This window comes from Pseudomonas sp. FBCC-B1667 (assembly GCF_059133255.1).
Map to the genome: position 1 here is coordinate 1,975,303 of NZ_CP101437.1, position 22,915 is coordinate 1,998,217.

The following is a 22,915-nucleotide window of genomic DNA, read 5'->3' on the forward strand; positions in this document are numbered from 1 at the left end:
AATGTGGGCGGCTTGCTCGCGAAGAGGCCGGCAAGAACGCTGAAAATTTACGCCTTGCGAACCCGCAAACAGCGCCACAACGCCGCAACCATCAGCACGCTCACCAGCGCCCAGCCCCAGGCCTGCTGGTTCTGTAAACCTTCACGGAACAGTTGCGGCGCGATGCCTGCACCAATAATGAAGGTCAGCAACGCAATCTCCCGACGTGGCACGCTCACTGGACGGCACAGATAAACCAGTGCCGGCAGGATGAATGCGACGCTCGGAAAGCTGCGATAACGCGGATCGAACACCAGCTCCAGCATCATCACTGCCGCGGCAAACCCCGCGGTCGCGGGTAACCAGCCAGCCCGACGTTCCAACACATTGAATGCCTGCTCACGCCAACCGGTGCGAGCGCTCAGCGTCAGCGCGGCGTGGGCCAGCACCAGCAGATTCAACGCTGTCAGCGATGCCACCCACACCCATTCGCTGGCAAACCGCGTGGTGATGCGAGCCAGATCACCCCACGCACCAATCGAGCACGCCGCCAAGGCACCGAGCAATGGCAGTACCAGCGCCGCGCGAGTGCTGCGAACGCGGCCGCCGAGCATCAGCGTCACGAGAAAGATCACACCGCCCACGGCCAGCCATTGCGACCAGTACGGCACGTTCGATACCGGTCCTGCCAGCACGCCTTTGTCCTGACGATCTGCGTCAAACAGCCCCCAATAACCACCGACCGCACCTTCACTCGCGCGTTTCCACGGTTGGTCGAATGCTTCGATCAAGTTGTAATGCCAGCCTTGTTGTTCGGCCATGATGACGAAGGAGCGAATGAACTTGGCTTCATTGACCCGGCTCGGCAGGGCTGTTTCACGTTGACGGCCTTCGCTCGGCCAGCCGGTTTCGCCGATCATCACGTCTTTGGGCGCGAATTTGTTGCCGAACACCTGACGTACTTCCGCCACATGTTGCAGGGCTGCGTCGATGTTGGAGGGGTCATCTTCCCAGTACGGCAGCAAGTGGATGGTCAGGAAATCCACTGCCGGGGCGATTTCCGGGTGCTTGAGCCAGAACTCCCAGACGTCGGCATAAGTGACTGGCTGTTTGACCTGGTTTTTGACCTTGTTAATAAGCTTGGCGAGTTGTGCGCCGGTGACCTCTTTACGCAGCAAGGTCTCGTTGCCGACGATGACTGCGGTCACCACGTCGGCGTTGGCATTCGCCGAGGCTATCAGCAGGTCGACCTCTTTCTCGGTGTCCACCGGGTTGCTGTTGACCCAGGCACCGATCATCAACTTCAGGCCATGCTTGCGCGCCAGATCAGGCAGCGCCTCCAGGCCGGTCATGGAGTAGGTGCGGATGCACTGGAAGTTTTTGGCCAGCAGCGCGAGGTCGGCGTCCATGCGCTCGGGGCGCAATTTGAACGGCTGATCGAACGGCGACTGGTCCTTGTCGAACGGGGTGTAGGAGGCGCATTGCAGCTTGTGCGTCGCGCTGGCCACGTCGGGCAGAATCACCGGTTTGCCAAGGCCGTACCAGAAGCCGCCGAAGGCAAACAGCCCCAACAGGCAGGCGAATAGATAAGCAAAAAAAGGAAAGCGTGATGTCGCGGGCATGATCAGGCCGTCTGAGAGCAAAGCCGCGCATGTTACCTGCATTTATCGCCGGCTTGGTGGCCTGCATGATTTTGACATGCAAAGTTCGAGCGGGCGGGTCGAGGCGTTTTCGCCGCTCGAAATTAATGGCGTTCTGATGTCGTTTCTCGATGCCTTGAGGTCGCTGACAGAGCAGGTCGCGGTTGTCGTCAGGTTGATTATCGACGCATCAGTGCTCTCATAGATAAATCACGCTGATGGTCGGACGAGTTTGCGGTGGGCGTGATGGGGGCGCTGTGCACCATAACAATACGTTGACGCGACTCGGCATCCGTCGAGCGCAGCACTTTCGGGGAAGTAACGATGAAGATGCGACGACTTTTAGGTGCAGGTGCCGCTCTGGTGCTTGCGATTGGCTCCACCATGGCCAGCGCCGAGAGCAAGACCCTGAGCATCGGTTACGTTGACGGTTGGTCCGACAGCGTCGCGACCACTCACGTAGCGGCCGAAGTGATCAAACAGAAACTCGGTTATGACGTGAAGCTGCAAGCCGTCGCCACCGGGATTATGTGGCAGGGTGTGGCCACCGGCAAACTCGACGCCATGCTGTCAGCCTGGCTGCCAGTAACGCATGGTGATTACTGGGCGAAAAACAAGGATCAGGTCGTCGATTACGGTCCGAACTTCAAAGATGCAAAAATCGGTTTGATCGTGCCGGAGTACGTCAAAGCCAAAACCATCGGCGATCTGAAAACGGATGACAGCTTCAAAAACCGCATCGTCGGCATTGACGCCGGTTCAGGCGTGATGCTCAAGACCGAACAGGCCATCAAGGACTACGACCTGACCGGGTATCAACTCAAGGCCAGTTCCGGCGCCGGCATGATTGCCGAGCTGACCCGTGCCGAGAAGAAAAACGAATCCATCGCAGTGACTGGTTGGGTGCCGCACTGGATGTTCGCGAAGTGGAAACTGCGTTTCCTTGAGGACCCGAAAGGCGTTTATGGCGCTGCTGAAACTGTAAACAACATCGGCAGCAAAGAACTCGCCACCAAAGCACCGGAAGTGGCCAAGTTCCTGAAAAACTTCCAGTGGGCGTCGAAAGACGAAATCGGCGAAGTCATGTTGGCGATCCAGGATGGCGCCAAGCCGGAAGCCGCAGCGAAAGATTGGGTGGCCAAACACCCGGAGCGTGTTGCCGAGTGGACCAAGTGATTTGAGCTGAGGCGTCTGGTCAGCACCTTTGAAGGCCGCTTGGCATAACCGCCAAGCGGCCTTTTGCTTTCCCTTGGGGGAGCAGGGCAGCTCCCACATTATTTAATGTCTGCTGAAAAATGGCGATTCTGTCATGTCGTTCTAATACTAAGGTCGTCTGGAACCTGTTCCGCAGCCGCATAGAGTGGATAACGTTCCAACTTTAATCTGTGCTGCGAGGATAAAAACAATGAACGACAGCATTTACCTCTCGATTCAAAACAGCCCGCGCTTCAAGGAGCTGGTTAGCAAGCGAGAAAAGTTCGCCTGGATTCTTTCTGCGATCATGCTTGGGCTTTACGCCGGATTCATCCTTTTGATTGCTTACGGGCCGCATGTACTGGGGGCAAAAATCAGCCCTGAGTCTTCGATTACCTGGGGGATACCGATTGGTGTCGGGCTGATTGTCTCGGCCTTTGTCCTGACTGCAATCTACGTACGACGCGCCAATGGCGAATTCGACGACCTGAACAATGCGATTCTCAAGGAGGCTCAGCAATGATCCGGCGTCTAATGGCTCTATTGAGCATTGCGGCTTTTGCGCCGGGTGCGTGGGCGGCTGAAGCCCTGACGGGTGAAGTGCATAAACAACCACTCAACGTTTCCGCGATCCTGATGTTCGTGGCGTTTGTCGGTTTGACCCTGTGCATCACTTACTGGGCTTCCAAGCGCAATAACTCGGCCGCCGACTACTATGCGGCGGGCGGCAAGATCACCGGTTTCCAGAACGGTCTGGCGATTGCCGGTGACTACATGTCCGCGGCGTCCTTTCTGGGGATTTCCGCCCTGGTATTCGCCTCTGGCTACGACGGCCTGATCTACTCGATCGGTTTCCTGGTGGGCTGGCCGATCATTCTGTTCCTGATCGCCGAACGCCTGCGCAACCTGGGCAAATACACGTTTGCCGACGTGGCGTCCTACCGCCTTGGGCAAACCCAGATCCGCACGTTGTCCGCTTGCGGTTCGCTGGTGGTGGTGGCCTTCTACCTGATCGCGCAAATGGTCGGTGCCGGCAAGCTGATCCAGTTGCTGTTCGGCCTCGACTACTACGTTGCGGTGATCCTGGTTGGTATCCTGATGTGCATGTACGTGTTGTTCGGCGGCATGCTGGCAACCACATGGGTGCAGATCATCAAGGCTGTCTTGTTGCTGTCCGGTGCCTCGTTCATGGCGCTGATGGTGATGAAACACGTCAACTTCGACTTCAACGTGCTGTTTTCGGAGGCGATCAAGGTTCACCCTAAAGGTGAAGCGATCATGAGCCCCGGCGGACTGGTGAAAGACCCTATCTCGGCGTTCTCCTTAGGGCTTGCGCTGATGTTCGGTACCGCTGGCCTGCCGCACATTCTGATGCGCTTCTTCACCGTGAGTGACGCAAAAGAAGCGCGCAAGAGCGTGCTGTATGCAACCGGCTTCATCGGTTACTTCTACATCCTGACTTTCATCATTGGCTTCGGCGCGATCCTGCTGGTCAGCACCAACCCGGCCTTTAAAGATGCGGCTGGCGCGCTGTTGGGCGGCAACAACATGGCGGCGGTGCACCTGGCCAACGCGGTCGGTGGCAGTATCTTCCTGGGCTTCATCTCGGCGGTAGCGTTCGCGACCATCCTGGCAGTTGTGGCGGGTCTGACATTGGCCGGTGCTTCGGCGGTGTCTCACGATCTGTATGCCAGCGTGATCAAGAAGGGCAAAGCTAACGACAAAGATGAGATCCGCGTGTCGAAAATCACCACGATCGCCTTGGCGGTGCTGGCGATTGGCCTGGGCATTCTGTTCGAAAGCCAGAACATCGCGTTCATGGTGGGCCTGGCGTTCTCCATCGCGGCGAGCTGTAACTTTCCGGTACTGCTGCTTTCCATGTACTGGAAGAAGTTGACCACACGCGGTGCGATGATCGGCGGCTGGCTGGGCCTGGTGAGTGCTGTTGGCTTGATGGTCCTTGGGCCAACCATCTGGGTGCAGATCCTGCATCACGAGAAGGCGATCTTCCCGTATGAGTACCCGGCGTTGTTCTCGATGGCGATTGCCTTTGTCGGTATCTGGTTCTTCTCGATCACTGACAAGTCGACCGCGGGTGCCAACGAGCGCGCGCTGTTCTTCCCGCAGTTTGTGCGTTCGCAAACGGGGTTGGGGGCGAGTGGAGCGGTTGCTCACTAAGGCTTCAGGTTTGGTTATGTAAGCGGTGTTAAACAGAAATGCCCCGGTCGAGAGATCGGGGCATTTTTGTTTGTTCGCAGGTTGGGAAGTGTGGTGTCAGAGCGGACGCCTTCGCGAGCAAGCCTGCTCTCCCATTTAACCGGGTTCCTCCCGTTGGAATGCGGTCAAGTGTGGTAGCGGCCTTGCTCGCGAAGGCGGTAGTGCGGGCTCTGCAATACTTGAAGAGGGCGGGAAAAGCACACAAACAAAAACGGCCTCTATATAAATAGAGGCCGTTCCCGGTACAACTTAAGACGTTATCGCAAGACAGGTCTTATTTGCGGTCTTCCAGCTTGGTGATGTCACGCGACTCGTAGCCGGTGTACAGCTGGCGCGGGCGGCCAATCTTGTACGGGCTGGAGAGCATTTCTTTCCAGTGGGAGATCCAGCCGACAGTCCGCGCCAGGGCGAAGATCACGGTGAACATGCTGGTTGGAATGCCGATCGCCTTGAGGATGATCCCCGAGTAGAAGTCGACGTTCGGGTACAGCGAGCGTTCGATGAAGTACGGGTCGGTCAGGGCGATCTCTTCCAGGCGCATGGCCAGTTCGAGTTGTTTGTCGTTCTTGATGCCCAGTTCCTTCAACACTTCGTCGCAGGTCTGCTTCATGACGGTAGCGCGTGGGTCGCGGTTTTTGTAAACCCGGTGACCGAAGCCCATCAGTTTGAACGGATCGTTCTTGTCCTTGGCCTTGGCGATGTATTTGTCGATGTTCGAGACATCGCCAATTTCATCGAGCATGGTCAGAACGGCTTCGTTCGCACCGCCGTGGGCAGGGCCCCACAGTGCAGCGATGCCGGCGGCGATACAGGCGAACGGGTTGGCACCCGAAGAGCCGGCCAGACGAACGGTAGAGGTCGATGCGTTTTGCTCGTGGTCGGCATGGAGGATGAAGATCCGGTCCATGGCCTTGGCGAGTACCGGGCTGATCGGTTTGATCTCACACGGGGTGTTGAACATCATGTGCAGGAAATTTTCCGCGTACGTCAGGTCGTTGCGCGGGTACATCATGGGTTGGCCCATGGAGTACTTGTAAACCATCGCTGCCAGGGTCGGCATCTTGGCAACCAGGCGGATCGCGGAGATTTCGCGATGCTGCGGGTTATTGATGTCGAGGGAGTCGTGGTAGAAGGCCGAGAGGGCGCCGACTACGCCGCACATGACGGCCATCGGGTGGGCGTCGCGACGGAAGCCGTTGAAGAAGGTCTTCAGCTGCTCGTGAACCATGGTGTGGTTCTTCACGGTGCTGACGAACTGGGCCTTCTGTTCTGCGGTCGGCAGTTCGCCGTTGAGCAGCAGATAGCAGGTTTCCAGGTAGTCCGACTTTTCAGCCAGCTGTTCGATCGGGTAGCCGCGGTGCAGCAGGATGCCGTTGTCGCCGTCGATATAGGTGATCTTCGACTCGCAGGAAGCTGTCGACATGAAACCAGGGTCAAAGGTGAAACGGCCCGTGGCCGTCAGGCCCCGAACATCGATAACATCGGGACCAACGGTGCCGGTTAAAATGGGCAGCTCGACGGGGGCTGCGCCCTCGATGATCAACTGCGCTTTTTTGTCAGCCATGTGGCCTCCTATTTATGCTTGAAATCATCAGACAGACCCCCCACGCAGGGCCCGCACCACTATAGTGAGATAAATTCGAATGTCAATTTGCCTAAAGTCTTGCTCCAGAAGGCTTTAACCGGACTTTTTCCTCGAAATTGACTGCCATTTACGCCTTTTATCCAACTTGTGCAATCAGCTATTAGGGGAAGGTGAACGCGTTGTCATTAGTAGCCTAACTGTCTATACTCGGCCTCCGACCGCCAGGGGCTTTTGGGCCTGCTTTATTGGGGGTCGCACTCCCTGGGTGGTGGGTACCTGACCAGTGCACTCCCCAACAACTTTGCCCTGATTGTTAGGGGCTCTTCAGTGTGAAAAAAAGCCGTGAATAGCCAACGACCTGTAAACCTAGACCTAAGGACCATCAAACTCCCAGTCACTGCTTACACGTCCATTCTTCACCGAATCTCCGGAGTCATTCTCTTTGTCAGCCTGGCCATCATGCTTTACGCATTGGACAAGTCGCTGAGCTCGGAAGAAGGTTTCGGCCAGGTGAAAGCGTGTCTGACCAGTCCGCTAGCCAAGCTAGTGATTTGGGGAATCCTGTCCGCCTTGCTGTATCACCTGGTAGCCGGTGTGCGCCATTTGATCATGGACATGGGCATCGGCGAGTCGCTTGAAGGCGGCAAACTGGGCTCGAAAATCGTTATCGCCGTTTCCGTGGTGGTAATCGTTCTGGCAGGAGTTTGGATATGGTAACTAACGTCACGAACCTGTCGCGTTCGGGCCTCTATGACTGGATGGCACAACGTGTGTCTGCGGTCGTTCTCGCGGCTTATTTCATTTTCCTGATCGGATACGTCGTTGCCCATCCTGGCATCGGCTACGCCCAATGGCATGAACTGTTCGCAAGCAACTGGATGCGTATTTTCAGTCTCCTGGCTCTCGTTGCCCTCGGCGCTCACGCCTGGGTCGGCATGTGGACCATCGCGACCGACTACCTGACGCCAATGGCGTTCGGCAAGTCCGCGACTGCAGTACGTTTCCTCTTCCAGGCAGTATGCGGCGTCGCGATGTTCGCCTACTTCGTCTGGGGTGTGCAGATTCTTTGGGGTATCTGATTCATGTCTACTACAGTTAATACGCTTTCGTTCGACGCCATTATTATTGGCGGCGGCGGTGCTGGCATGCGCGCTGCGCTGCAACTGGCACAAGGTGGTCACAAGACTGCCGTGGTAACCAAGGTTTTCCCGACTCGCTCGCACACCGTATCCGCTCAGGGTGGCATCACCTGCGCCATCGCCTCGGCAGATCCGAACGATGACTGGCGCTGGCACATGTACGATACCGTCAAGGGTTCCGACTACATCGGTGACCAGGACGCTATCGAATACATGTGTTCCGTAGGCCCGGAAGCGGTCTTCGAACTCGAGCACATGGGCTTGCCGTTCTCCCGTACCGAACAGGGTCGCATCTACCAGCGCCCGTTCGGCGGTCAGTCGAAAGACTTCGGTAAAGGTGGCCAGGCTGCCCGTACGTGCGCCGCTGCCGACCGTACCGGTCACGCGCTGCTGCACACCCTGTACCAGGCCAACCTGAAGGCCGGCACTGTATTCCTCAACGAATACTACGGCGTCGACCTCGTGAAGAACGAAGACGGTGCCTTTGTCGGCATGATCGTCATTTGCATCGAAACCGGCGAGACCTCCTACGTCCGCGCTAACGCCACGGTTCTGGCGACTGGCGGTGCAGGTCGTATCTACTCGTCCACCACCAACGCCCTGATCAACACCGGTGACGGCGTCGGCATGGCTCTGCGTGCTGGCGTGCCGGTACAAGACATCGAAATGTGGCAGTTCCACCCAACCGGCATCGCCGGTGCCGGTGTACTGGTTACTGAAGGCTGCCGCGGTGAAGGCGGTTACCTGATCAACAAGCACGGCGAGCGTTTCATGGAGCGTTATGCTCCGAACGCCAAAGACCTTGCTGGTCGTGACGTAGTTGCCCGTTCGATGGTTAAAGAAATCATCGCCGGCAACGGTTGCGGTCCGGATGGCGACCACGTAATGCTGAAACTCGATCACCTTGGTGAAGAAGTTCTGCACAGCCGTCTGCCAGGCATCATGGAACTGTCCAAGACCTTCGCTCACGTCGATCCAGCCGTGGCGCCGATTCCGGTCGTTCCAACCTGCCACTATATGATGGGCGGCGTTGCCACCAACATTCATGGCCAGGCAATCACTCAGGACGCCGAAGGCGTTGACCAGATCATTCCTGGCCTGTTCGCTGTAGGCGAAGTGGCGTGCGTATCGGTTCACGGTGCCAACCGTCTGGGCGGTAACTCGCTGCTCGACCTGGTGGTATTCGGCCGTGCCGCCGGTCTGTTCCTGGAGCAGACCCTGAAAGAAGGCGTCGACTACGCTCGCCCTCGCCAGTCCGACATCGACGCAGCCCTGGCTCGTCTTGATGGCCTGAACTCGCGTACCGAAGGTGAAGACGTCGCCACTCTGCGTAAAGAACTGCAAAGCTGCATGCAGAACTACTTCGGTGTGTTCCGTACCGGCGAATACATGCAGAAGGGTATCGCCCAGCTCGCTGACCTGCGTGGCCGTATCGCCAACGTCAAGATCAACGACAAGAGCCAGGCGTTCAACACCGCTCGTATCGAAGCGCTGGAACTGCAGAACCTGCTGGAAGTGGCCGAAGCCACCGCCATCGCTGCAGAGATCCGCAAAGAGTCCCGCGGCGCTCACGCCCGTGAAGACTACGAAGACCGCGACGACGAAAACTGGCTGTGCCACACCCTGTACTTCCCGGGTGACAAACGCGTGACCAAGCGTGCTGTGAACTTCTCGCCGAAGACTGTTCCGACTTTTGAACCTAAGATTCGGACTTATTAAGGGTGGCCGCCATGTTGCAAGTCAGTGTTTATCGCTACAACCCTGATCAGGACGCCGCGCCGTTCATGCAGGAATTCCAGGTCGATACCGGTGGTAAAGACCTGATGGTGCTGGACGTGCTGGCCCTGATCAAAGAGCAGGACGAAGGTTTCTCCTATCGTCGCTCTTGCCGTGAAGGTGTTTGCGGTTCCGACGGCATGAACATCAACGGCAAAAACGGTCTGGCCTGCGTCACGCCGCTGTCTTCTGTCGTAAAAGGTAACAAGCTGATCGTTCGTCCGCTGCCAGGTTTGCCGGTTATCCGTGACCTGGTCGTCGATATGAGCATCTTCTACAAGCAATACGAGAAAGTTAAGCCATACCTGCAGAACGACACGCCGGCTCCGGCCATCGAACGTCTGCAGACCCCTGAAGAGCGTGAAAAGCTTGACGGTCTGTACGAGTGCATCCTGTGCGCTTGCTGCTCGACTTCTTGCCCGTCCTTCTGGTGGAACCCGGACAAGTTCCTGGGTCCAGCTGCTCTGCTGCAAGCGTATCGCTTCCTGGCAGACAGCCGCGACACCAAGACTGCCGAGCGTCTGGCTTCGCTGGATGATCCGTTCAGCGTATTCCGCTGCCGCGGGATCATGAACTGCGTCAACGTCTGTCCGAAAGGCCTGAACCCGACTAAGGCCATTGGTCACGTACGTAACATGCTGCTGCAAAGCGGCGTGTGATTCAGCTGTTGTAACTGCAAGATCGCTGTACCGAAGATGCTACGGCGCAGGCTTCAACCGGCGCCGTAGTCTTAACCTGAGCAGCAGCTCATAAAGCTGCGGCTCTTATTTTGAAGAAATGAGACAAGCAGGGGCATCCGGGCTGGTACCCGGACTATCAGCGTGATCCTAAGTGGCTTGTTTTGGTCGCTGCATTCGGACTTCTGCAAGTGTGCTCGGTGTCGACGCCGGTGGTGTTCCCCTAACCGAGGGTGACCAAGCATGCAAGAAAGCGTGATGCAGCGCATGTGGAACAGCGCCTACCTATCCGGTAGTAACGCTGCCTATGTGGAAGAGCTCTACGAGCTCTACCTGCACGACCCTAACGCTGTGCCAGAAGAGTGGCGCACCTACTTCCAGAAGTTGCCGGCTGACGGCAACACTGCCACCGATGTTTCGCACTCCACAATTCGCGATCATTTCGTCTTGCTGGCAAAGAACCAGCGCCGCGCACAACCGGTTTCCGCCGGCAGCGTGAGCAGTGAGCACGAAAAGAAGCAAGTTGAAGTGCTGCGATTGATCCAGGCCTACCGTATGCGTGGCCACCAGGCAGCCCAGCTTGATCCGCTGGGGCTGTGGCAGCGTCCTGCACCTGCAGACCTGTCAATCAATCATTACGGCTTGACCAATGCCGATCTTGATACGACCTACCGTGCCGGCGACTTGTTCATCGGCAAAGAGGAGGCGAGCCTACGCGAAATTCACGAAGCGTTGCAGCAGACATATTGCCGCACCATCGGCGCTGAATTTACGCATATCACCGATTCCGAGCAGCGCCAGTGGTTCCAGCAACGTCTGGAAAGCGTACGCGGCCGTCCGACCTACTCCGCCGACATCAAGAGCCACCTGCTCGAGCGCGTCACCGCCGGCGAAGGTCTGGAAAAATACCTGGGCACTAAATACCCGGGCACCAAGCGTTTCGGTCTGGAAGGCGGCGAGAGCCTGATTCCTATGCTCGACGAATTGATCCAGCGTTCCGGTTCCTACGGCACCAAGGAAATCGTCATCGGCATGGCCCACCGTGGTCGTCTGAACGTATTGGTCAACACCTTCGGCAAGAACCCGCGCGAGCTGTTCGATGAGTTCGAAGGCAAGAAGAAGGTCGAGCTGGGTTCCGGTGACGTTAAATACCACCAGGGCTTCTCGTCCAACGTGATGACCGCCGGCGGTGAAGTTCACTTGGCCATGGCGTTCAACCCGTCCCACCTGGAAATCGTTTCCCCGGTGGTAGAAGGTTCGGTCCGCGCCCGTCAGGATCGTCGTAACGACCCGACCGGTGAGAAGGTTCTGCCGATCTCCATCCACGGTGACGCGGCATTCGCCGGTCAGGGCGTGGTCATGGAAACCTTCCAGATGTCGCAGACCCGCGGTTTCAAGACCGGCGGTACTGTTCACATCGTGATCAACAACCAGGTGGGTTTCACCATCAGCAACCCGCTGGACTCGCGCTCCACCGAGTACGCGACCGACGTTGCGAAAATGATCCAGGCGCCGATCCTCCATGTGAATGGTGATGATCCGGAAGCCGTATTGTTCGTGACCCAGCTGGCCATCGACTACCGCATGCAGTTCAAGCGTGACGTGGTGATCGATCTGGTCTGCTACCGTCGTCGCGGCCACAACGAAGCCGACGAGCCAAGCGGCACCCAGCCAATCATGTATCAGCAGATCACCAAACAGCGCACCACCCGTGAGTTGTATGCCGATCGTCTGACTCAGGGCGGCGTGCTGGACGCAGAGCGTGTTCAGGCGAAAGTCGACGAATACCGCAATGCGCTGGACAACGGTCTGCATGTTGTAAAAAGCCTGGTCAAAGAGCCGAACAAAGAGTTGTTCGTGGACTGGCGTCCGTATCTGGGCCACGCCTGGACCGCACGTCACGACACTCGTTTCGATCTGAAAACCTTGCAGGAACTGTCCGCCAAGCTGCTGGAAATTCCGGAAGGCTTCGTGGTACAGCGCCAGGTCGCGAAAATTTACGAAGACCGCCAGAAAATGCAAGCCGGCGGCCTGCCGATCAACTGGGGTTACGCCGAAACCATGGCGTACGCGACCCTGGCGTTCGAAGGTCACCCGATTCGCATGACGGGTCAGGACATCGGTCGCGGTACGTTCTCGCACCGTCACGCGGTCTTGCACAACCAGAAAGACGCGGGCACCTACGTCCCGCTGCAAAACCTGTACAAGGGCCAGCCACGTTTCGACCTGTACGATTCGTTCCTGTCCGAAGAAGCCGTGCTGGCGTTCGAATACGGTTACTCGACCACCACGCCTGAGGCGCTGGTGATCTGGGAAGCCCAGTTCGGCGACTTCGCCAACGGTGCCCAGGTGGTTATCGACCAGTTCATCACCAGTGGCGAGCACAAGTGGGGCCGTCTCTGCGGTCTGACCATGCTGCTGCCGCACGGTTATGAAGGTCAGGGGCCGGAGCACTCGTCGGCTCGCCTGGAGCGTTACCTGCAACTGTGCGCCGAGCACAACATTCAGGTAGCCGTACCGACCACCCCGGCTCAGATCTACCACTTGCTGCGCCGTCAGGTGATTCGCCCGCTGCGCAAGCCATTGATCGTTCTGACTCCGAAGTCGCTGCTGCGTCACAAACTGGCTATTTCGACCCTGGAAGATCTGGCCGAAGGTTCGTTCCAGACCGTGATCCCGGAAATCGATGCTCAAGACCCGTTAAAGGTCGAGCGCATTGTTCTGTGTAGCGGCAAGGTCTACTACGACCTGCTGGAAAAACGCCGTGCCGAAGGTCGTGATGACATCGCCATCGTGCGTATCGAGCAGCTGTACCCATTCCCTGAGGACGACTTGAAAGAAGTCCTGGCTCCTTACACCAACGCCAAACATGCCGTCTGGTGTCAGGAAGAGCCAATGAACCAGGGTGCCTGGTACTGCAGCCAACACCACTTGCGTCGTAGCATCAGCAATCTCAACAAGTCTCTCGTACTCGAGTACGCGGGCCGTGAGGCTTCTGCTGCACCTGCTTGTGGTTATGCATCGATGCACGCTGAGCAGCAGGAAAAACTGCTGCAAGACGCCTTTACTGTTTAACGCCTTCGCGCACCTGAAACCGAATTTAAGGACCCACAGATAATGGCTATCGAAATCAAAGCCCCCACCTTCCCGGAATCGGTTGCCGATGGCACCGTTGCCACCTGGCACAAACAACCGGGCGACGCTGTAAAGCGTGACGACCTGATCGTCGATATCGAAACCGACAAGGTTGTGCTGGAAGTGTTGGCGACTGCTGACGGCGTACTGGGCGCTATCGTCAAGAACGAAGGCGACACCGTTCTGTCCGACGAAGTCCTGGGCTCCATCGAAGCGGGCGGCGCTGCTGCTGCCCCGGCTGCCGCTGCTGCTCCGGCCGCTGCACAAGCTGCTGCCCCAGCCGCTGAAGGTGAAGACGATCCTGTTGCTGCACCGGCTGCTCGCAAGCTGGCTGAAGAAAACGGCATCAACATCGCTTCCGTTGCCGGTACTGGCAAAGGCGGTCGTGTGACCAAGGAAGACGTGGTTGCTGCTGTTGCTGCCAAGAAAGCCGCTCCGGCTGCCGCGCCTGCCAAGGCTGCTGCTCCTGCTGCCGCCGCTCCTGTGTTCGCCGCTGGCGACCGCATCGAGAAGCGCGTTCCGATGACCCGCGTTCGCGCTACCGTGGCCAAGCGTCTGGTAGAAGCTCAGTCGAACATGGCGATGCTGACCACTTTCAACGAAGTCGACATGACCGAAGTCATGGCCCTGCGTTCGAAGTACAAGGACCTGTTCGAGAAGTCCCACAACGGCGTACGCCTGGGCTTCATGTCGTTCTTCGTGAAAGCGGCCACCGAGGCGCTGAAACGCTTCCCGGCTGTCAACGCGTCGATCGACGGTGCTGACATCGTTTACCACGGCTACGCCGACGTCGGTGTGGCTGTTTCCAGCGACCGTGGTCTGGTTGTACCGGTTCTGCGTAACGCCGAACTGATGAGCCTGGCTGAAATCGAAGGCGGCATCGCTACCTTCGGCAAGAAAGCCCGTGACGGCAAACTGTCGATGGACGAAATGACCGGCGGCACGTTCACCATCACCAACGGTGGTACCTTCGGTTCGATGATGTCGACCCCGATCGTCAACCCGCCGCAAGCGGCTATCCTGGGCATGCACAACATTCTGCAGCGTCCGATGGCGATCAACGGTCAGGTCGTTATCCGTCCGATGATGTACCTGGCTCTGTCTTACGATCACCGTCTGATCGATGGCAAAGAAGCTGTGACCTTCCTGGTTACCATCAAGAACCTGCTGGAAGACCCGGCTCGTTTGTTGCTGGATATCTGATAGAAGCGGCCGCAGGTTTCAGGCTCCAGTCTGCATGAAAGGGCAGTCTGGCTTGAGGCTTGCGGCTTCAAGCTTGCAAAAAAGAGGATTTTTTGAATGTCGCAGAAATTTGACGTAGTAGTGATCGGCGCGGGCCCTGGCGGCTACGTAGCTGCCATCAAAGCAGCCCAGCTGGGTCTCACCACCGCCTGCATCGAGAAGTACACCGACAAAGAGGGCAAACTGGCCCTTGGTGGTACTTGCCTGAACGTCGGCTGCATTCCATCCAAGGCGCTGCTGGACAGCTCCTGGAAATACAAGGAAGCCAAAGAAGGCTTCGCGATCCACGGTATCAATCACGCTGGCGTGACCATGGACGTGGCGGCAATGGTTGGCCGTAAAGCCAACATCGTAAAAGGCCTGACCTCGGGGGTTGCCACCCTGTTCAAAGCCAACGGTGTGACCTCCATCGAGGGTCATGGCAAGCTGCTGGCCGGCAAGAAAGTCGAAGTCACCAAGCCTGACGGTTCGGTAGAAATCATCGAAGCCGAGAACGTGATTCTGGCTCCAGGTTCACGTCCGATCGACATTCCACCGGCTCCGGTTGATCAGAATGTGATCGTCGATTCGACTGGCGCGCTGGAATTCCAATCCGTGCCTAAGCGTCTGGGCGTGATCGGCGCTGGTGTGATCGGTCTGGAACTGGGTTCGGTCTGGTCCCGTCTGGGTGCAGAAGTGACCGTTCTTGAAGCGCTGGACACCTTCCTGATGGCCGCTGACGCTGCCGTTTCCAAGGAAGCGCTGAAAACCCTGACCAAACAGGGTCTGGACATCAAGCTGGGCGCTCGTGTGACCGGTTCCAAAGTGAACGGCGACGAAGTCGTTGTGAACTACACCGATGCCAACGGCGAACAGAACATCACCTTCGACAAGCTGATCGTAGCCGTTGGTCGCCGTCCGGTGACCACTGATCTGCTGTCCGCTGATTGCGGCGTGACCCTGGACGAGCGCGGTTTCGTGCACGTTGATGATCACTGCGCCACCACCGTACCGGGCGTCTACGCCATCGGCGACGTGGTTCGCGGCATGATGCTGGCGCACAAGGCCTCGGAAGAGGGCATCATGGTCGTCGAACGCATCAAGGGCCACAAAGCCCAGATGAACTATGATTTGATCCCTTCGGTTATTTATACTCACCCGGAAATCGCGTGGGTGGGTAAAACCGAGCAGGCCTTGAAGGCAGAAGGCGTTGAAGTTAACGTTGGCACCTTCCCGTTCGCAGCCAGCGGCCGTGCCATGGCAGCCAACGACACCGGCGGTTTCGTCAAAGTCATCGCCGATGCCAAGACTGACCGCGTATTGGGCGTCCATGTGATTGGCCCGAGCGCTGCAGAACTGGTTCAGCAAGGCGCGATCGGCATGGAATTCGGCACCAGCGCTGAAGACCTGGGCATGATGGTTTTCTCCCATCCGACCCTGTCTGAAGCCTTGCACGAAGCTGCTCTGGCAGTGAATGGCGGCGCCATTCACATCGCCAACCGCAAGAAGCGTTAAGACAATAAGAAACCACGGCGGTATGGCCCGTCGTGAGCCTTGCATGCAAGACTCACCGCGGAATATCCGCTGGACGCAGTCTTGCGTAGCTGCACCGGTTGTCCGGAAAGGCTACGCAAGCAGCAGTCACAGGTGGTGCGGCACTTGAACAAGTGCAGCACCGAATGCGCAGTACCTAACGAAGACGGTAATAAGCATGAATCTTCACGAGTATCAGGGTAAGCAGCTGTTCGCTGAATACGGCCTGCCAGTTTCCACCGGTTACGCAGTAGACACCCCGGAAGCAGCAGCAGAAGCTTGCGACAAAATCGGCGGCACCGAGTGGGTTGTCAAAGCCCAGGTCCACGCTGGTGGTCGCGGTAAAGCGGGCGGCGTAAAGCTGGTTCGCAGCAAAGAAGACGCTAAGGCATTCGCACAGCAGTGGCTGGGCAAGCGTCTGGTGACTTACCAGACTGACGCCAATGGTCAGCCAGTCACCAAGATCCTGGTTGAATCGTGCACTGATATCGCTAAAGAGCTGTACCTGGGCGCTGTCGTTGACCGTTCGAGCCGTCGTATCGTGTTCATGGCTTCCACCGAAGGTGGCGTGGACATCGAGAAAATCGCTCACGACACTCCAGAAAAAATTCTGAAAGCCACTATCGATCCACTGGTTGGCGCTCAGCCATTCCAGGGTCGCGAGCTGGCATTCCAGCTGGGTCTGGAAGGCAAGCAGGTTGCTCAGTTCGCCAAGATCTTTGTAGGTCTGGCCAAACTGTTCAAGGATCACGACCTGGCTCTGCTGGAAGTGAACCCGCTGGTAATCAAGGCTGACGGCGATCTGCATTGCCTCGACGCCAAGATCAACATCGACGCCAACGCCATGTACCGTCAGCCTAAGCTGAAGACTTTCCACGATCCGTCGCAAGACGATCCGCGCGAAGCGCACGCTGCCAAGTTCGAACTGAACTACGTAGCACTGGAAGGCAACATCGGTTGCATGGTCAACGGTGCTGGCCTGGCCATGGGCACCATGGACATCGTCAACCTGCATGGCGGCAAACCAGCCAACTTCCTCGACGTGGGCGGCGGTGCTACCAAAGAACGCGTTACCGAAGCGTTCAAGATCATCCTGTCCGACACTAACGTCGCTGCAGTATTGGTTAACATCTTCGGCGGCATCGTTCGTTGCGACATGATTGCCGAAGGCATCATCGGCGCAGTGAAAGAAGTCGGCGTGAAAATCCCGGTTGTTGTTCGCCTTGAAGGCAACAACGCTGAGCTGGGCGCTAAAGTACTGGCAGAAAGCGGTTTGAACATCATCGCTGCTACCAGCCTGACCGACGCTGCTCAACAAGTCGTTAAAGCTGCGGAGGGCAAATAATGAGCGTCCTGATCAATAAAGACACCAAAGTTATCTGCCAGGGTATTACCGGTTCGCAAGGTAGTTTCCACACCCAGCAAGCTCTCGAATACGGCACCAAGATGGTTGGCGGCGTAACGCCGGGCAAAGGCGGCACCGAGCACCTGGGTCTGCCAGTGTTCAACACCGTGAAAGACGCTGTAGCTGCCACTGGCGCCACCGCCAGCGTGATCTACGTTCCAGCTCCTTTCTGCAAGGACTCCATCCTGGAAGCAGCTTTCGGCGGCATCAAGCTGATCGTCTGCATCACTGAAGGCATTCCTACCCTGGACATGCTGGACGCTAAAGTTAAGTGCGACGAGCTGGGCGTTGTCCTGATTGGCCCTAACTGCCCAGGCGTGATCACTCCAGGCGAATGCAAGATCGGCATCATGCCAGGTCACATTCACTTGCCAGGCAAGGTCGGTATCGTTTCCCGTTCCGGCACCCTGACCTACGAAGCTGTGAAGCAAACCACTGACGCAGGTTTCGGTCAGTCGACTTGCGTCGGCATCGGCGGTGACCCGATCCCGGGTTCGAACTTCATCGACATCCTGAAGCTGTTCCAGGAAGACCCGAAGACCGAAGCGATCGTCATGATCGGTGAGATTGGCGGTTCGGCTGAAGAAGAAGCGGCTGCCTACATCAAGGCACACGTGACCAAGCCGGTTGTTTCCTACATCGCTGGTGTGACTGCCCCTGCGGGCAAGCGCATGGGCCATGCTGGCGCAATCATCTCTGGCGGCAAGGGCACTGCAGACGAGAAGTTTGCTGCCCTGGAAGACGCAGGCGTTAAAACCGTGCGTTCGCTGGCAGACATCGGCAAGGCGTTGTCCGAGCTGACCGGTTGGGCGATGAAGTAAGCCTCGCGCTTAATTCACGCTTCATCAAACAAAGGCCACCTTCGGGTGGCCTTTGTCGTTTCCGGGGCTTTTGTGGCGAGGGGGCTTGCCCCCGTTCGACTGCGAAGCAGTCGCAAATCTGACAAACGCGATCTGTCTGACGTAAAGCGATTACCGGTTTTTGGGGCCGCTTCTCGACCCAACGGGGGCAACCCCTCGCCACAGGGTTCTGCCGAGGTAAATTAGATATGTAAACGCGACACTGAAACGTCGCGTATCGGATAGTTCGCCCTGTAACAGTGCGTTTTCAAGCCAAATTCGTTAGGCTAGCCGCCATTTTTGCGTCCGCGACCCACAAGGTTGCTGCGCGCTAAAGGGTCAGTCCTATACGGACCGACAGCATTTCCCTCACCCCACAGGGAAATCCCTCTCTAAATTCCGATTCAGTAGTGTGGTATTTCCTTAATGAAAGTGTTGAAAGGCCAGGACATTCTGGCACTTGGTTTTATGACGTTTGCCCTGTTTGTCGGGGCTGGCAATATCATCTTCCCGCCTATCGTCGGTTTGCAGTCCGGGCCTAATGTCTGGATGGCAGCGCTGGGCTTTTTGATCACCGCGGTCGGTTTGCCGGTGATCACCGTTGTGGCGCTGGCGAAAGTGGGTGGCACGATGGATGCCTTGAGCAGCCCGATCGGCAAGATCGCAGGTGGCCTGCTGGCCGCTGCGTGCTACCTTACGGTTGGCCCGCTGTTCGCCACCCCGCGTACTGCGACCGTGTCGTTCGAAGTCGGCCTGGCGCCGCTGACCGGCGAGAGCCCGTTGGCGTTGTTCCTCTACAGTTCGGTGTACTTCCTGCTGGTGTTCTTCATCTCGCTGTATCCGGGCCGTTTGCTGGATACCGTAGGCCGTTTCCTCGCACCGATGAAAATCATCGCCCTGGCAGCGCTCGGCATCGCCGCGTTTGCCTTGCCGGCCGGTGATATCGGCGTAGCCACGCCGGAATACGTTGCGGCGCCATTTTCCCAAGGCTTCATCAATGGTTACCTGACCATGGATACCCTGGGCGCCTTGGTGTTCGGCATCGTCATCGTCAACGCCATCCGCTCCCGTGGCGTTGAATCGCCGGTGCTGATCACTCGTTACGCGATCATTGCCGGGCTGATTGCCGGCGTGGGTCTGGCGCTGGTTTATATCAGCCTGTTCCGCCTCGGTTCGGGCAGCCATGAAGTGGCCGCTGGAGCAACCAACGGCGCGGCGGTTTTACACGCCTACGTTCAACACACCTTCGGGTCGTTGGGCAGCGGTTTCCTCGCAGTGCTGATCTCGCTGGCCTGCCTGGTGACAGCGGTCGGCCTGACCTGTGCCTGCGCCGAGTACTTCAGCCGGGTGCTGCCACTGTCCTACAAGACCTTGGTGATCATCCTGGCGGTGTTCTCTTTGTTTGTGTCCAACCTGGGCCTGACCAAGCTGATTGCGTTCTCCATCCCGGTATTGACCGCGATTTACCCGCCGTGCATCGCCTTGGTAGCCCTGAGCTTCTGCAAGGACTTCTGGCATGAGCAGGGCCGCATCGTCGGCCCGGTGATGCTGGTGTCGTTCATCTTCGGCATGATCGACGCGCTCAAGGGTGCAGGTCTGGCGGACTGGATGCCGGTTCAGCTGTCGCACCTGCCGCTAAGCGAGCAGGGCCTGGCGTGGCTGGTGCCGTCGGTCATGACCCTGGTGGTTGCGGTGGTCTGCGATCGTCTGCTGGGCAAGCGCGAAGAAGCGCTGGCTTGAGTCGCTGAACGGCCCGCCACAAGCGGGCCATCAAGCCGAAACGGAAATGCCCCGTATCCATCGATACGGGGCATTTTTTTATGGCCGGATTTTGACGCCATGCGAAAATCGAATGTGGGAGCGGGCTTGCTCGCGAAGACGGTTTATCATTGAACATTGATCTCGACTGATCCATCGCCTTCGCGAGCAAGCCCGCTCCCACGGGATTTATGTACTCCGCACATACATCACAAGGACCTGCATGTCGTTCATCCACGCCAACCTGATCCACATCCTCGCCGCGCTCTGGTTTGTCATCTGCTGGGGCGGTTACACCCGGTATGCCTCGTGGAAGGGCCGCGACACCGCGTGCCTGGCCAGCGTGTTGCACCTGTATCGCGAAGACTGGATGCGTCGCATGTTGCTGCGCGACAACCGCATCGCCGACGCCAGCGTGGTCGGCAATCTGGAGCGCAACGCCTCGTTCTTCGCCTCCAGCACCTTGATTATCCTCGCTGGCATTCTTACCGTGCTCGGTGCGTCGGAAAGGGCGGTGTCGTTGCTGGCAGATATTCCGATGGTGCAACAGGCGTCCCAAGGCATGTCGGAGATCAAGTTACTGTGCCTGGCGCTGGTGTTTGTCTACGCCTTCTTCACGTTCAGCTGGTGCATGCGTCAATACAACTTTGCGGCGATTCTGATTGGCTCGGCGCCGATGGTGGGTGAGCGCCATGTATCCGAGCAAGAGCGCAAAGCTTTCGCGGCTCGTGCGGCTCGGGTGATCTCCATGGCGGCCAACCAGTTCAACTTCGGCCTGCGTTCCTATTACTTTGGCATGACCATGCTGGCCTGGTTCGTCAGCCCGTGGCTGTTCATGCTGATGAGCGCGGGCGTGGTGCTGGTGTTGTATCGCCGGGAGTTTCATTCCGACGTTCTCGACGTGATGGTCTATACCCCTACAGAGGCACCCTTGCCCGAGGCGAACAAAGAGACTGTTTGATGAGTATTCCGTTTTGGTGTGTATTGATCAGCGCGTTGTTGATTTACGTGGCCCGCATGCCGGTGGCCAAGGCGATGAAAGAGCAGGGCGGTTACAACAATCACGCGCCCCGCGAGCAACAGGCGCACCTTACTGGCTTCGGCGCCCGTGCCGTGGCCGCGCATCAGAACTGTTTCGAGGCCTTCATATTGTTTGCAGTGGGGGTGTTGATGGCGCACACCACGCAAACGGCGGGGTGGTTGATCGACCTGCTGGCGATCATCTTTGTGATCTCGCGGATTATTTACTTGCTGTGTTATTGGGGGGATCTGGCCTGGCAGCGCAGCCTGGTCTGGATTGTTGGTTTCGTCTGTTCATTGTTACTGATGATTAGTCCGACTTTTAGAACCGTTTTGCTCTAACGGTGCCAATCGCAGGCAAAAGAAAACCCGCACTTGGCGGGTTTTCTTTATCACGCTAAAAACTGATTTAGTTCTTAGGTGCTTCTTTTGCCGCAGCTTCGTTCGATTCAGCCTGAGCTTTGGCAGCTTCGGCGTTTTCTTTCGCAGCGTCGTTCACTTTATCCTGAGCTTTGTTCATGTCCTGCTGAGCTTGCTCAGCATGTTTGGTAGCATCTTGAGCTTTGTCCTCGGATTTTTTATCGCAAGCAGCGAGACCGAGGGAAGCGGTCAACATCAAGGCAATAGCTAAAGTCTTACGCATGGGGTGTTTCTCCTTATGGAAATAACTACTGGCCTTTCGAGCACAGCCCACAGCGTTAAGTTCCTCAATTCGTTCAGATATATAAGTTTGTGCTGCGATGGAACTTTTGCTCGCAGGCGAACTGCTTTGATCAAACACTAAGAAGAGTTTCAAGAAATGGCCGAAAACCCCGTTTTTGAGCGTGCGACACGCTTCCTGTCCGCGTTGCGTCATTGCCAGGTCCTCGGGCTAAGGGTCCACAGCGCCAGTAATGACGGACTAACGGTCATCTTGCCCTACAGCCCGCAAATCGTCGGTAATCCGCAAACCGGCGTCATTCACGGCGGTGCCCTGACATCGTTGATGGATACCGCCTGCGGCATGTCGACCCTGTGCGTGCTGCCCGAATTCGAGGTCTGCCCGACCCTCGATTTGCGCATCGATTACATGCATGCAGCAGAGCCGCACAAGGACGTCTACGGTTTCGCCCAATGCTATCGAGTGACCACTGACGTGATCTTCGCCCGCGGTTTTGCCTATCAGGATGATCCAGAGCACCCCATCGCCCACGTCGTCGGCACCTTTATGCGCATGGGTAAAGCCATCAAGGGCACCAGAGGCTTTGGCGGCGCCATCGCCGGAGGCACGCAATGACCGACTCACTCAAGGAACAGCTGCAACAGGCCCATGAGCAGGGCGATTACGCCTCGCTGCTGCACCTGATTCCTTATGCAAAGTTGATTGGCGTCGACTGTTCGCGGGTCGGGGACGATCTGTTGTTTCGCCTGCCGGCCAACAAGGACAACATTGGTAATCCTTTATTGCCGGCGATTCATGGCGGTGTGATCGCCGGGTTCATGGAGCTCTCGGCGGCGCTGCACCTGCTGATTTTCACCGGTTCACCGGGCGTGCCGAAAATTATCGACTTCTCCCTCGACTACCTGCGCGCCGGGCAGTTTCGCGATACCTGGGCCAAATGTCAGGTGTGCCGACAGGGGCGCCGGGTCGCCAACGTGGCCGTTACCGCCTGGCAAAGCACCGAATCCGAACCTATTGCGACAGCCCGCGCCCATTTCAAAATCGAAGAGCCCTTGAAATCCTGAACACAGCCCCCAACTTTGATGACAACCCGCCGCTGACCCTCAAGGTAGCGGCTTAGCCATCTGATTGGAGTT

The 22,915-nt window shown here is 57.5% G+C and carries 20 protein-coding genes; 17 read left to right on the forward strand and 3 right to left on the reverse strand.

The features are described 5' to 3' along the window. Positions 1 to 47 precede the first annotated feature (47 nt). Positions 48 to 1,643: a glycoside hydrolase family 17 protein gene (locus NL116_RS08805; RefSeq protein ID WP_494376843.1), complete on the reverse strand. Its 1,596-nt coding sequence runs from the start codon at positions 1,641 to 1,643 to the stop codon at positions 48 to 50. 300 nt (positions 1,644 to 1,943) lie between these two features. Here NL116_RS08805 and NL116_RS08810 point away from each other — a divergent pair, with 300 nt between their 5' ends. From NL116_RS08810 to NL116_RS08820, 3 genes are all read left to right on the forward strand, one after another. Continuing rightward, positions 1,944 to 2,795: a glycine betaine ABC transporter substrate-binding protein gene (locus tag NL116_RS08810; RefSeq protein ID WP_494376844.1), complete on the forward strand. Its 852-nt coding sequence runs from the start codon at positions 1,944 to 1,946 to the stop codon at positions 2,793 to 2,795. A gap of 229 nt (positions 2,796 to 3,024) precedes the next feature. After that, positions 3,025 to 3,336, forward strand: a complete 312-nt coding sequence (locus NL116_RS08815) for a DUF485 domain-containing protein (protein ID WP_494376845.1) — start codon at positions 3,025 to 3,027, stop codon at positions 3,334 to 3,336. Further along, positions 3,333 to 4,991 carry a cation acetate symporter gene (locus NL116_RS08820; protein WP_494376846.1) on the forward strand — a complete coding sequence of 553 codons (1,659 nt, stop codon included), beginning with the start codon at positions 3,333 to 3,335 and terminating at the stop codon, positions 4,989 to 4,991. Before NL116_RS08815 ends, NL116_RS08820 begins: the two co-directional genes overlap by 4 nt. A gap of 313 nt (positions 4,992 to 5,304) precedes the next feature. Here the strand turns inward: NL116_RS08820 and gltA are convergent, their stop codons facing one another. Then, positions 5,305 to 6,594, reverse strand: a complete 1,290-nt coding sequence (gene gltA, locus NL116_RS08825; protein ID WP_007945132.1) for a citrate synthase — start codon at positions 6,592 to 6,594, stop codon at positions 5,305 to 5,307. Positions 6,595 to 6,957: 363 nt separating this feature from the next. Here gltA and sdhC point away from each other — a divergent pair, with 363 nt between their 5' ends. The 12 genes from sdhC to NL116_RS08885 all read left to right on the forward strand — a co-directional run bounded on the left by sdhC (position 6,958) and on the right by NL116_RS08885 (position 21,460). Further along, positions 6,958 to 7,332, forward strand: a complete 375-nt coding sequence (gene sdhC, locus NL116_RS08830; protein WP_027922413.1) for a succinate dehydrogenase, cytochrome b556 subunit — start codon at positions 6,958 to 6,960, stop codon at positions 7,330 to 7,332. After that, on the forward strand, positions 7,326 to 7,694 hold the full coding sequence (gene sdhD, locus NL116_RS08835; RefSeq protein ID WP_008148589.1) for a succinate dehydrogenase, hydrophobic membrane anchor protein: 369 nt from the start codon (positions 7,326 to 7,328) through the stop codon (positions 7,692 to 7,694). The genes sdhC and sdhD overlap by 7 nt, the downstream gene beginning before the upstream one ends. 3 nt (positions 7,695 to 7,697) lie before the next feature. Next, the gene (sdhA, locus tag NL116_RS08840; protein WP_007945135.1) at positions 7,698 to 9,473 is read left to right on the forward strand and encodes a succinate dehydrogenase flavoprotein subunit; all 1,776 of its coding nucleotides are present in this window, start codon (positions 7,698 to 7,700) and stop codon (positions 9,471 to 9,473) included. Positions 9,474 to 9,484: 11 nt separating this feature from the next. Further along, complete coding sequence (locus NL116_RS08845; protein ID WP_010456852.1) at positions 9,485 to 10,189, forward strand: succinate dehydrogenase iron-sulfur subunit; 705 nt, start codon at positions 9,485 to 9,487, stop codon at positions 10,187 to 10,189. Positions 10,190 to 10,450: 261 nt separating this feature from the next. Continuing rightward, complete coding sequence (locus NL116_RS08850) at positions 10,451 to 13,282, forward strand: 2-oxoglutarate dehydrogenase E1 component (protein ID WP_494376847.1); 2,832 nt, start codon at positions 10,451 to 10,453, stop codon at positions 13,280 to 13,282. Positions 13,283 to 13,324: 42 nt separating this feature from the next. Then, positions 13,325 to 14,545 (forward strand): 2-oxoglutarate dehydrogenase complex dihydrolipoyllysine-residue succinyltransferase, encoded by a 1,221-nt coding sequence (gene odhB, locus NL116_RS08855; RefSeq protein WP_033056077.1) that lies wholly within the window; start codon positions 13,325 to 13,327, stop codon positions 14,543 to 14,545. Positions 14,546 to 14,641: 96 nt separating this feature from the next. After that, the gene (gene lpdA, locus NL116_RS08860) at positions 14,642 to 16,078 is read left to right on the forward strand and encodes a dihydrolipoyl dehydrogenase (RefSeq protein WP_140670637.1); all 1,437 of its coding nucleotides are present in this window, start codon (positions 14,642 to 14,644) and stop codon (positions 16,076 to 16,078) included. Between the two features lie 196 nt (positions 16,079 to 16,274). Beyond that, a complete protein-coding gene (gene sucC / locus NL116_RS08865) occupies positions 16,275 to 17,441 on the forward strand; it encodes an ADP-forming succinate--CoA ligase subunit beta (RefSeq protein WP_007898980.1) in 1,167 nt (388 codons plus the stop codon). Continuing rightward, positions 17,441 to 18,322 (forward strand): succinate--CoA ligase subunit alpha, encoded by an 882-nt coding sequence (sucD, locus tag NL116_RS08870; protein ID WP_027922418.1) that lies wholly within the window; start codon positions 17,441 to 17,443, stop codon positions 18,320 to 18,322. The genes sucC and sucD overlap by 1 nt, the downstream gene beginning before the upstream one ends. A 444-nt stretch (positions 18,323 to 18,766) precedes the next feature. Further along, on the forward strand, positions 18,767 to 20,080 hold the full coding sequence (gene brnQ / locus NL116_RS08875) for a branched-chain amino acid transport system II carrier protein (protein WP_494376848.1): 1,314 nt from the start codon (positions 18,767 to 18,769) through the stop codon (positions 20,078 to 20,080). Positions 20,081 to 20,321: 241 nt separating this feature from the next. Further along, positions 20,322 to 21,059, forward strand: a complete 738-nt coding sequence (locus tag NL116_RS08880; protein WP_494376849.1) for a DUF599 domain-containing protein — start codon at positions 20,322 to 20,324, stop codon at positions 21,057 to 21,059. Further along, entirely contained in the window at positions 21,059 to 21,460 is a 402-nt protein-coding gene (locus NL116_RS08885) for an MAPEG family protein (RefSeq protein ID WP_494376850.1), read from the forward strand. Before NL116_RS08880 ends, NL116_RS08885 begins: the two co-directional genes overlap by 1 nt. Positions 21,461 to 21,527: 67 nt before the next feature. On the opposite strand, the gene NL116_RS08890 is transcribed toward NL116_RS08885, so the two are convergent. After that, positions 21,528 to 21,761 (reverse strand): hypothetical protein, encoded by a 234-nt coding sequence (locus tag NL116_RS08890; RefSeq protein ID WP_123434097.1) that lies wholly within the window; start codon positions 21,759 to 21,761, stop codon positions 21,528 to 21,530. Between the two features lie 156 nt (positions 21,762 to 21,917). On the opposite strand from NL116_RS08890, the gene NL116_RS08895 reads away from it, so the two are divergent. Next, positions 21,918 to 22,394 carry a PaaI family thioesterase gene (locus tag NL116_RS08895; protein WP_494376851.1) on the forward strand — a complete coding sequence of 159 codons (477 nt, stop codon included), beginning with the start codon at positions 21,918 to 21,920 and terminating at the stop codon, positions 22,392 to 22,394. After that, a complete protein-coding gene (locus tag NL116_RS08900) occupies positions 22,391 to 22,843 on the forward strand; it encodes a PaaI family thioesterase (protein ID WP_494376852.1) in 453 nt (150 codons plus the stop codon). The genes NL116_RS08895 and NL116_RS08900 overlap by 4 nt, the downstream gene beginning before the upstream one ends. The last annotated feature ends 72 nt before the right edge of the window (positions 22,844 to 22,915 follow it).

Bases quoted from the DNA above. Each gene is read 5' to 3' on its own strand.
- sucC (WP_007898980.1), top strand. From the start codon at position 16,275: ATGAATCTTCACGAGTATCAGGGTAAGCAGCTGTTCGCTGAATACGGC.
- sucD (WP_027922418.1), top strand. From the start codon at position 17,441: ATGAGCGTCCTGATCAATAAAGACACCAAAGTTATCTGCCAGGGTATT.
- NL116_RS08850 (WP_494376847.1), top strand. From the start codon at position 10,451: ATGCAAGAAAGCGTGATGCAGCGCATGTGGAACAGCGCCTACCTATCC.
- NL116_RS08815 (WP_494376845.1), top strand. From the start codon at position 3,025: ATGAACGACAGCATTTACCTCTCGATTCAAAACAGCCCGCGCTTCAAG.
- NL116_RS08880 (WP_494376849.1), top strand. From the start codon at position 20,322: ATGTCGTTCATCCACGCCAACCTGATCCACATCCTCGCCGCGCTCTGG.
- NL116_RS08845 (WP_010456852.1), top strand. From the start codon at position 9,485: ATGTTGCAAGTCAGTGTTTATCGCTACAACCCTGATCAGGACGCCGCG.
- NL116_RS08890 (WP_123434097.1), bottom strand. From the start codon at position 21,761: ATGCGTAAGACTTTAGCTATTGCCTTGATGTTGACCGCTTCCCTCGGT.
- sdhD (WP_008148589.1), top strand. From the start codon at position 7,326: ATGGTAACTAACGTCACGAACCTGTCGCGTTCGGGCCTCTATGACTGG.
- sdhA (WP_007945135.1), top strand. From the start codon at position 7,698: ATGTCTACTACAGTTAATACGCTTTCGTTCGACGCCATTATTATTGGC.
- NL116_RS08885 (WP_494376850.1), top strand. From the start codon at position 21,059: ATGAGTATTCCGTTTTGGTGTGTATTGATCAGCGCGTTGTTGATTTAC.
- gltA (WP_007945132.1), bottom strand. From the start codon at position 6,594: ATGGCTGACAAAAAAGCGCAGTTGATCATCGAGGGCGCAGCCCCCGTC.
- odhB (WP_033056077.1), top strand. From the start codon at position 13,325: ATGGCTATCGAAATCAAAGCCCCCACCTTCCCGGAATCGGTTGCCGAT.
- NL116_RS08820 (WP_494376846.1), top strand. From the start codon at position 3,333: ATGATCCGGCGTCTAATGGCTCTATTGAGCATTGCGGCTTTTGCGCCG.
- lpdA (WP_140670637.1), top strand. From the start codon at position 14,642: ATGTCGCAGAAATTTGACGTAGTAGTGATCGGCGCGGGCCCTGGCGGC.
- NL116_RS08805 (WP_494376843.1), bottom strand. From the start codon at position 1,643: ATGCAGGTAACATGCGCGGCTTTGCTCTCAGACGGCCTGATCATGCCC.
- NL116_RS08810 (WP_494376844.1), top strand. From the start codon at position 1,944: ATGAAGATGCGACGACTTTTAGGTGCAGGTGCCGCTCTGGTGCTTGCG.
- NL116_RS08895 (WP_494376851.1), top strand. From the start codon at position 21,918: ATGGCCGAAAACCCCGTTTTTGAGCGTGCGACACGCTTCCTGTCCGCG.
- brnQ (WP_494376848.1), top strand. From the start codon at position 18,767: ATGAAAGTGTTGAAAGGCCAGGACATTCTGGCACTTGGTTTTATGACG.
- NL116_RS08900 (WP_494376852.1), top strand. From the start codon at position 22,391: ATGACCGACTCACTCAAGGAACAGCTGCAACAGGCCCATGAGCAGGGC.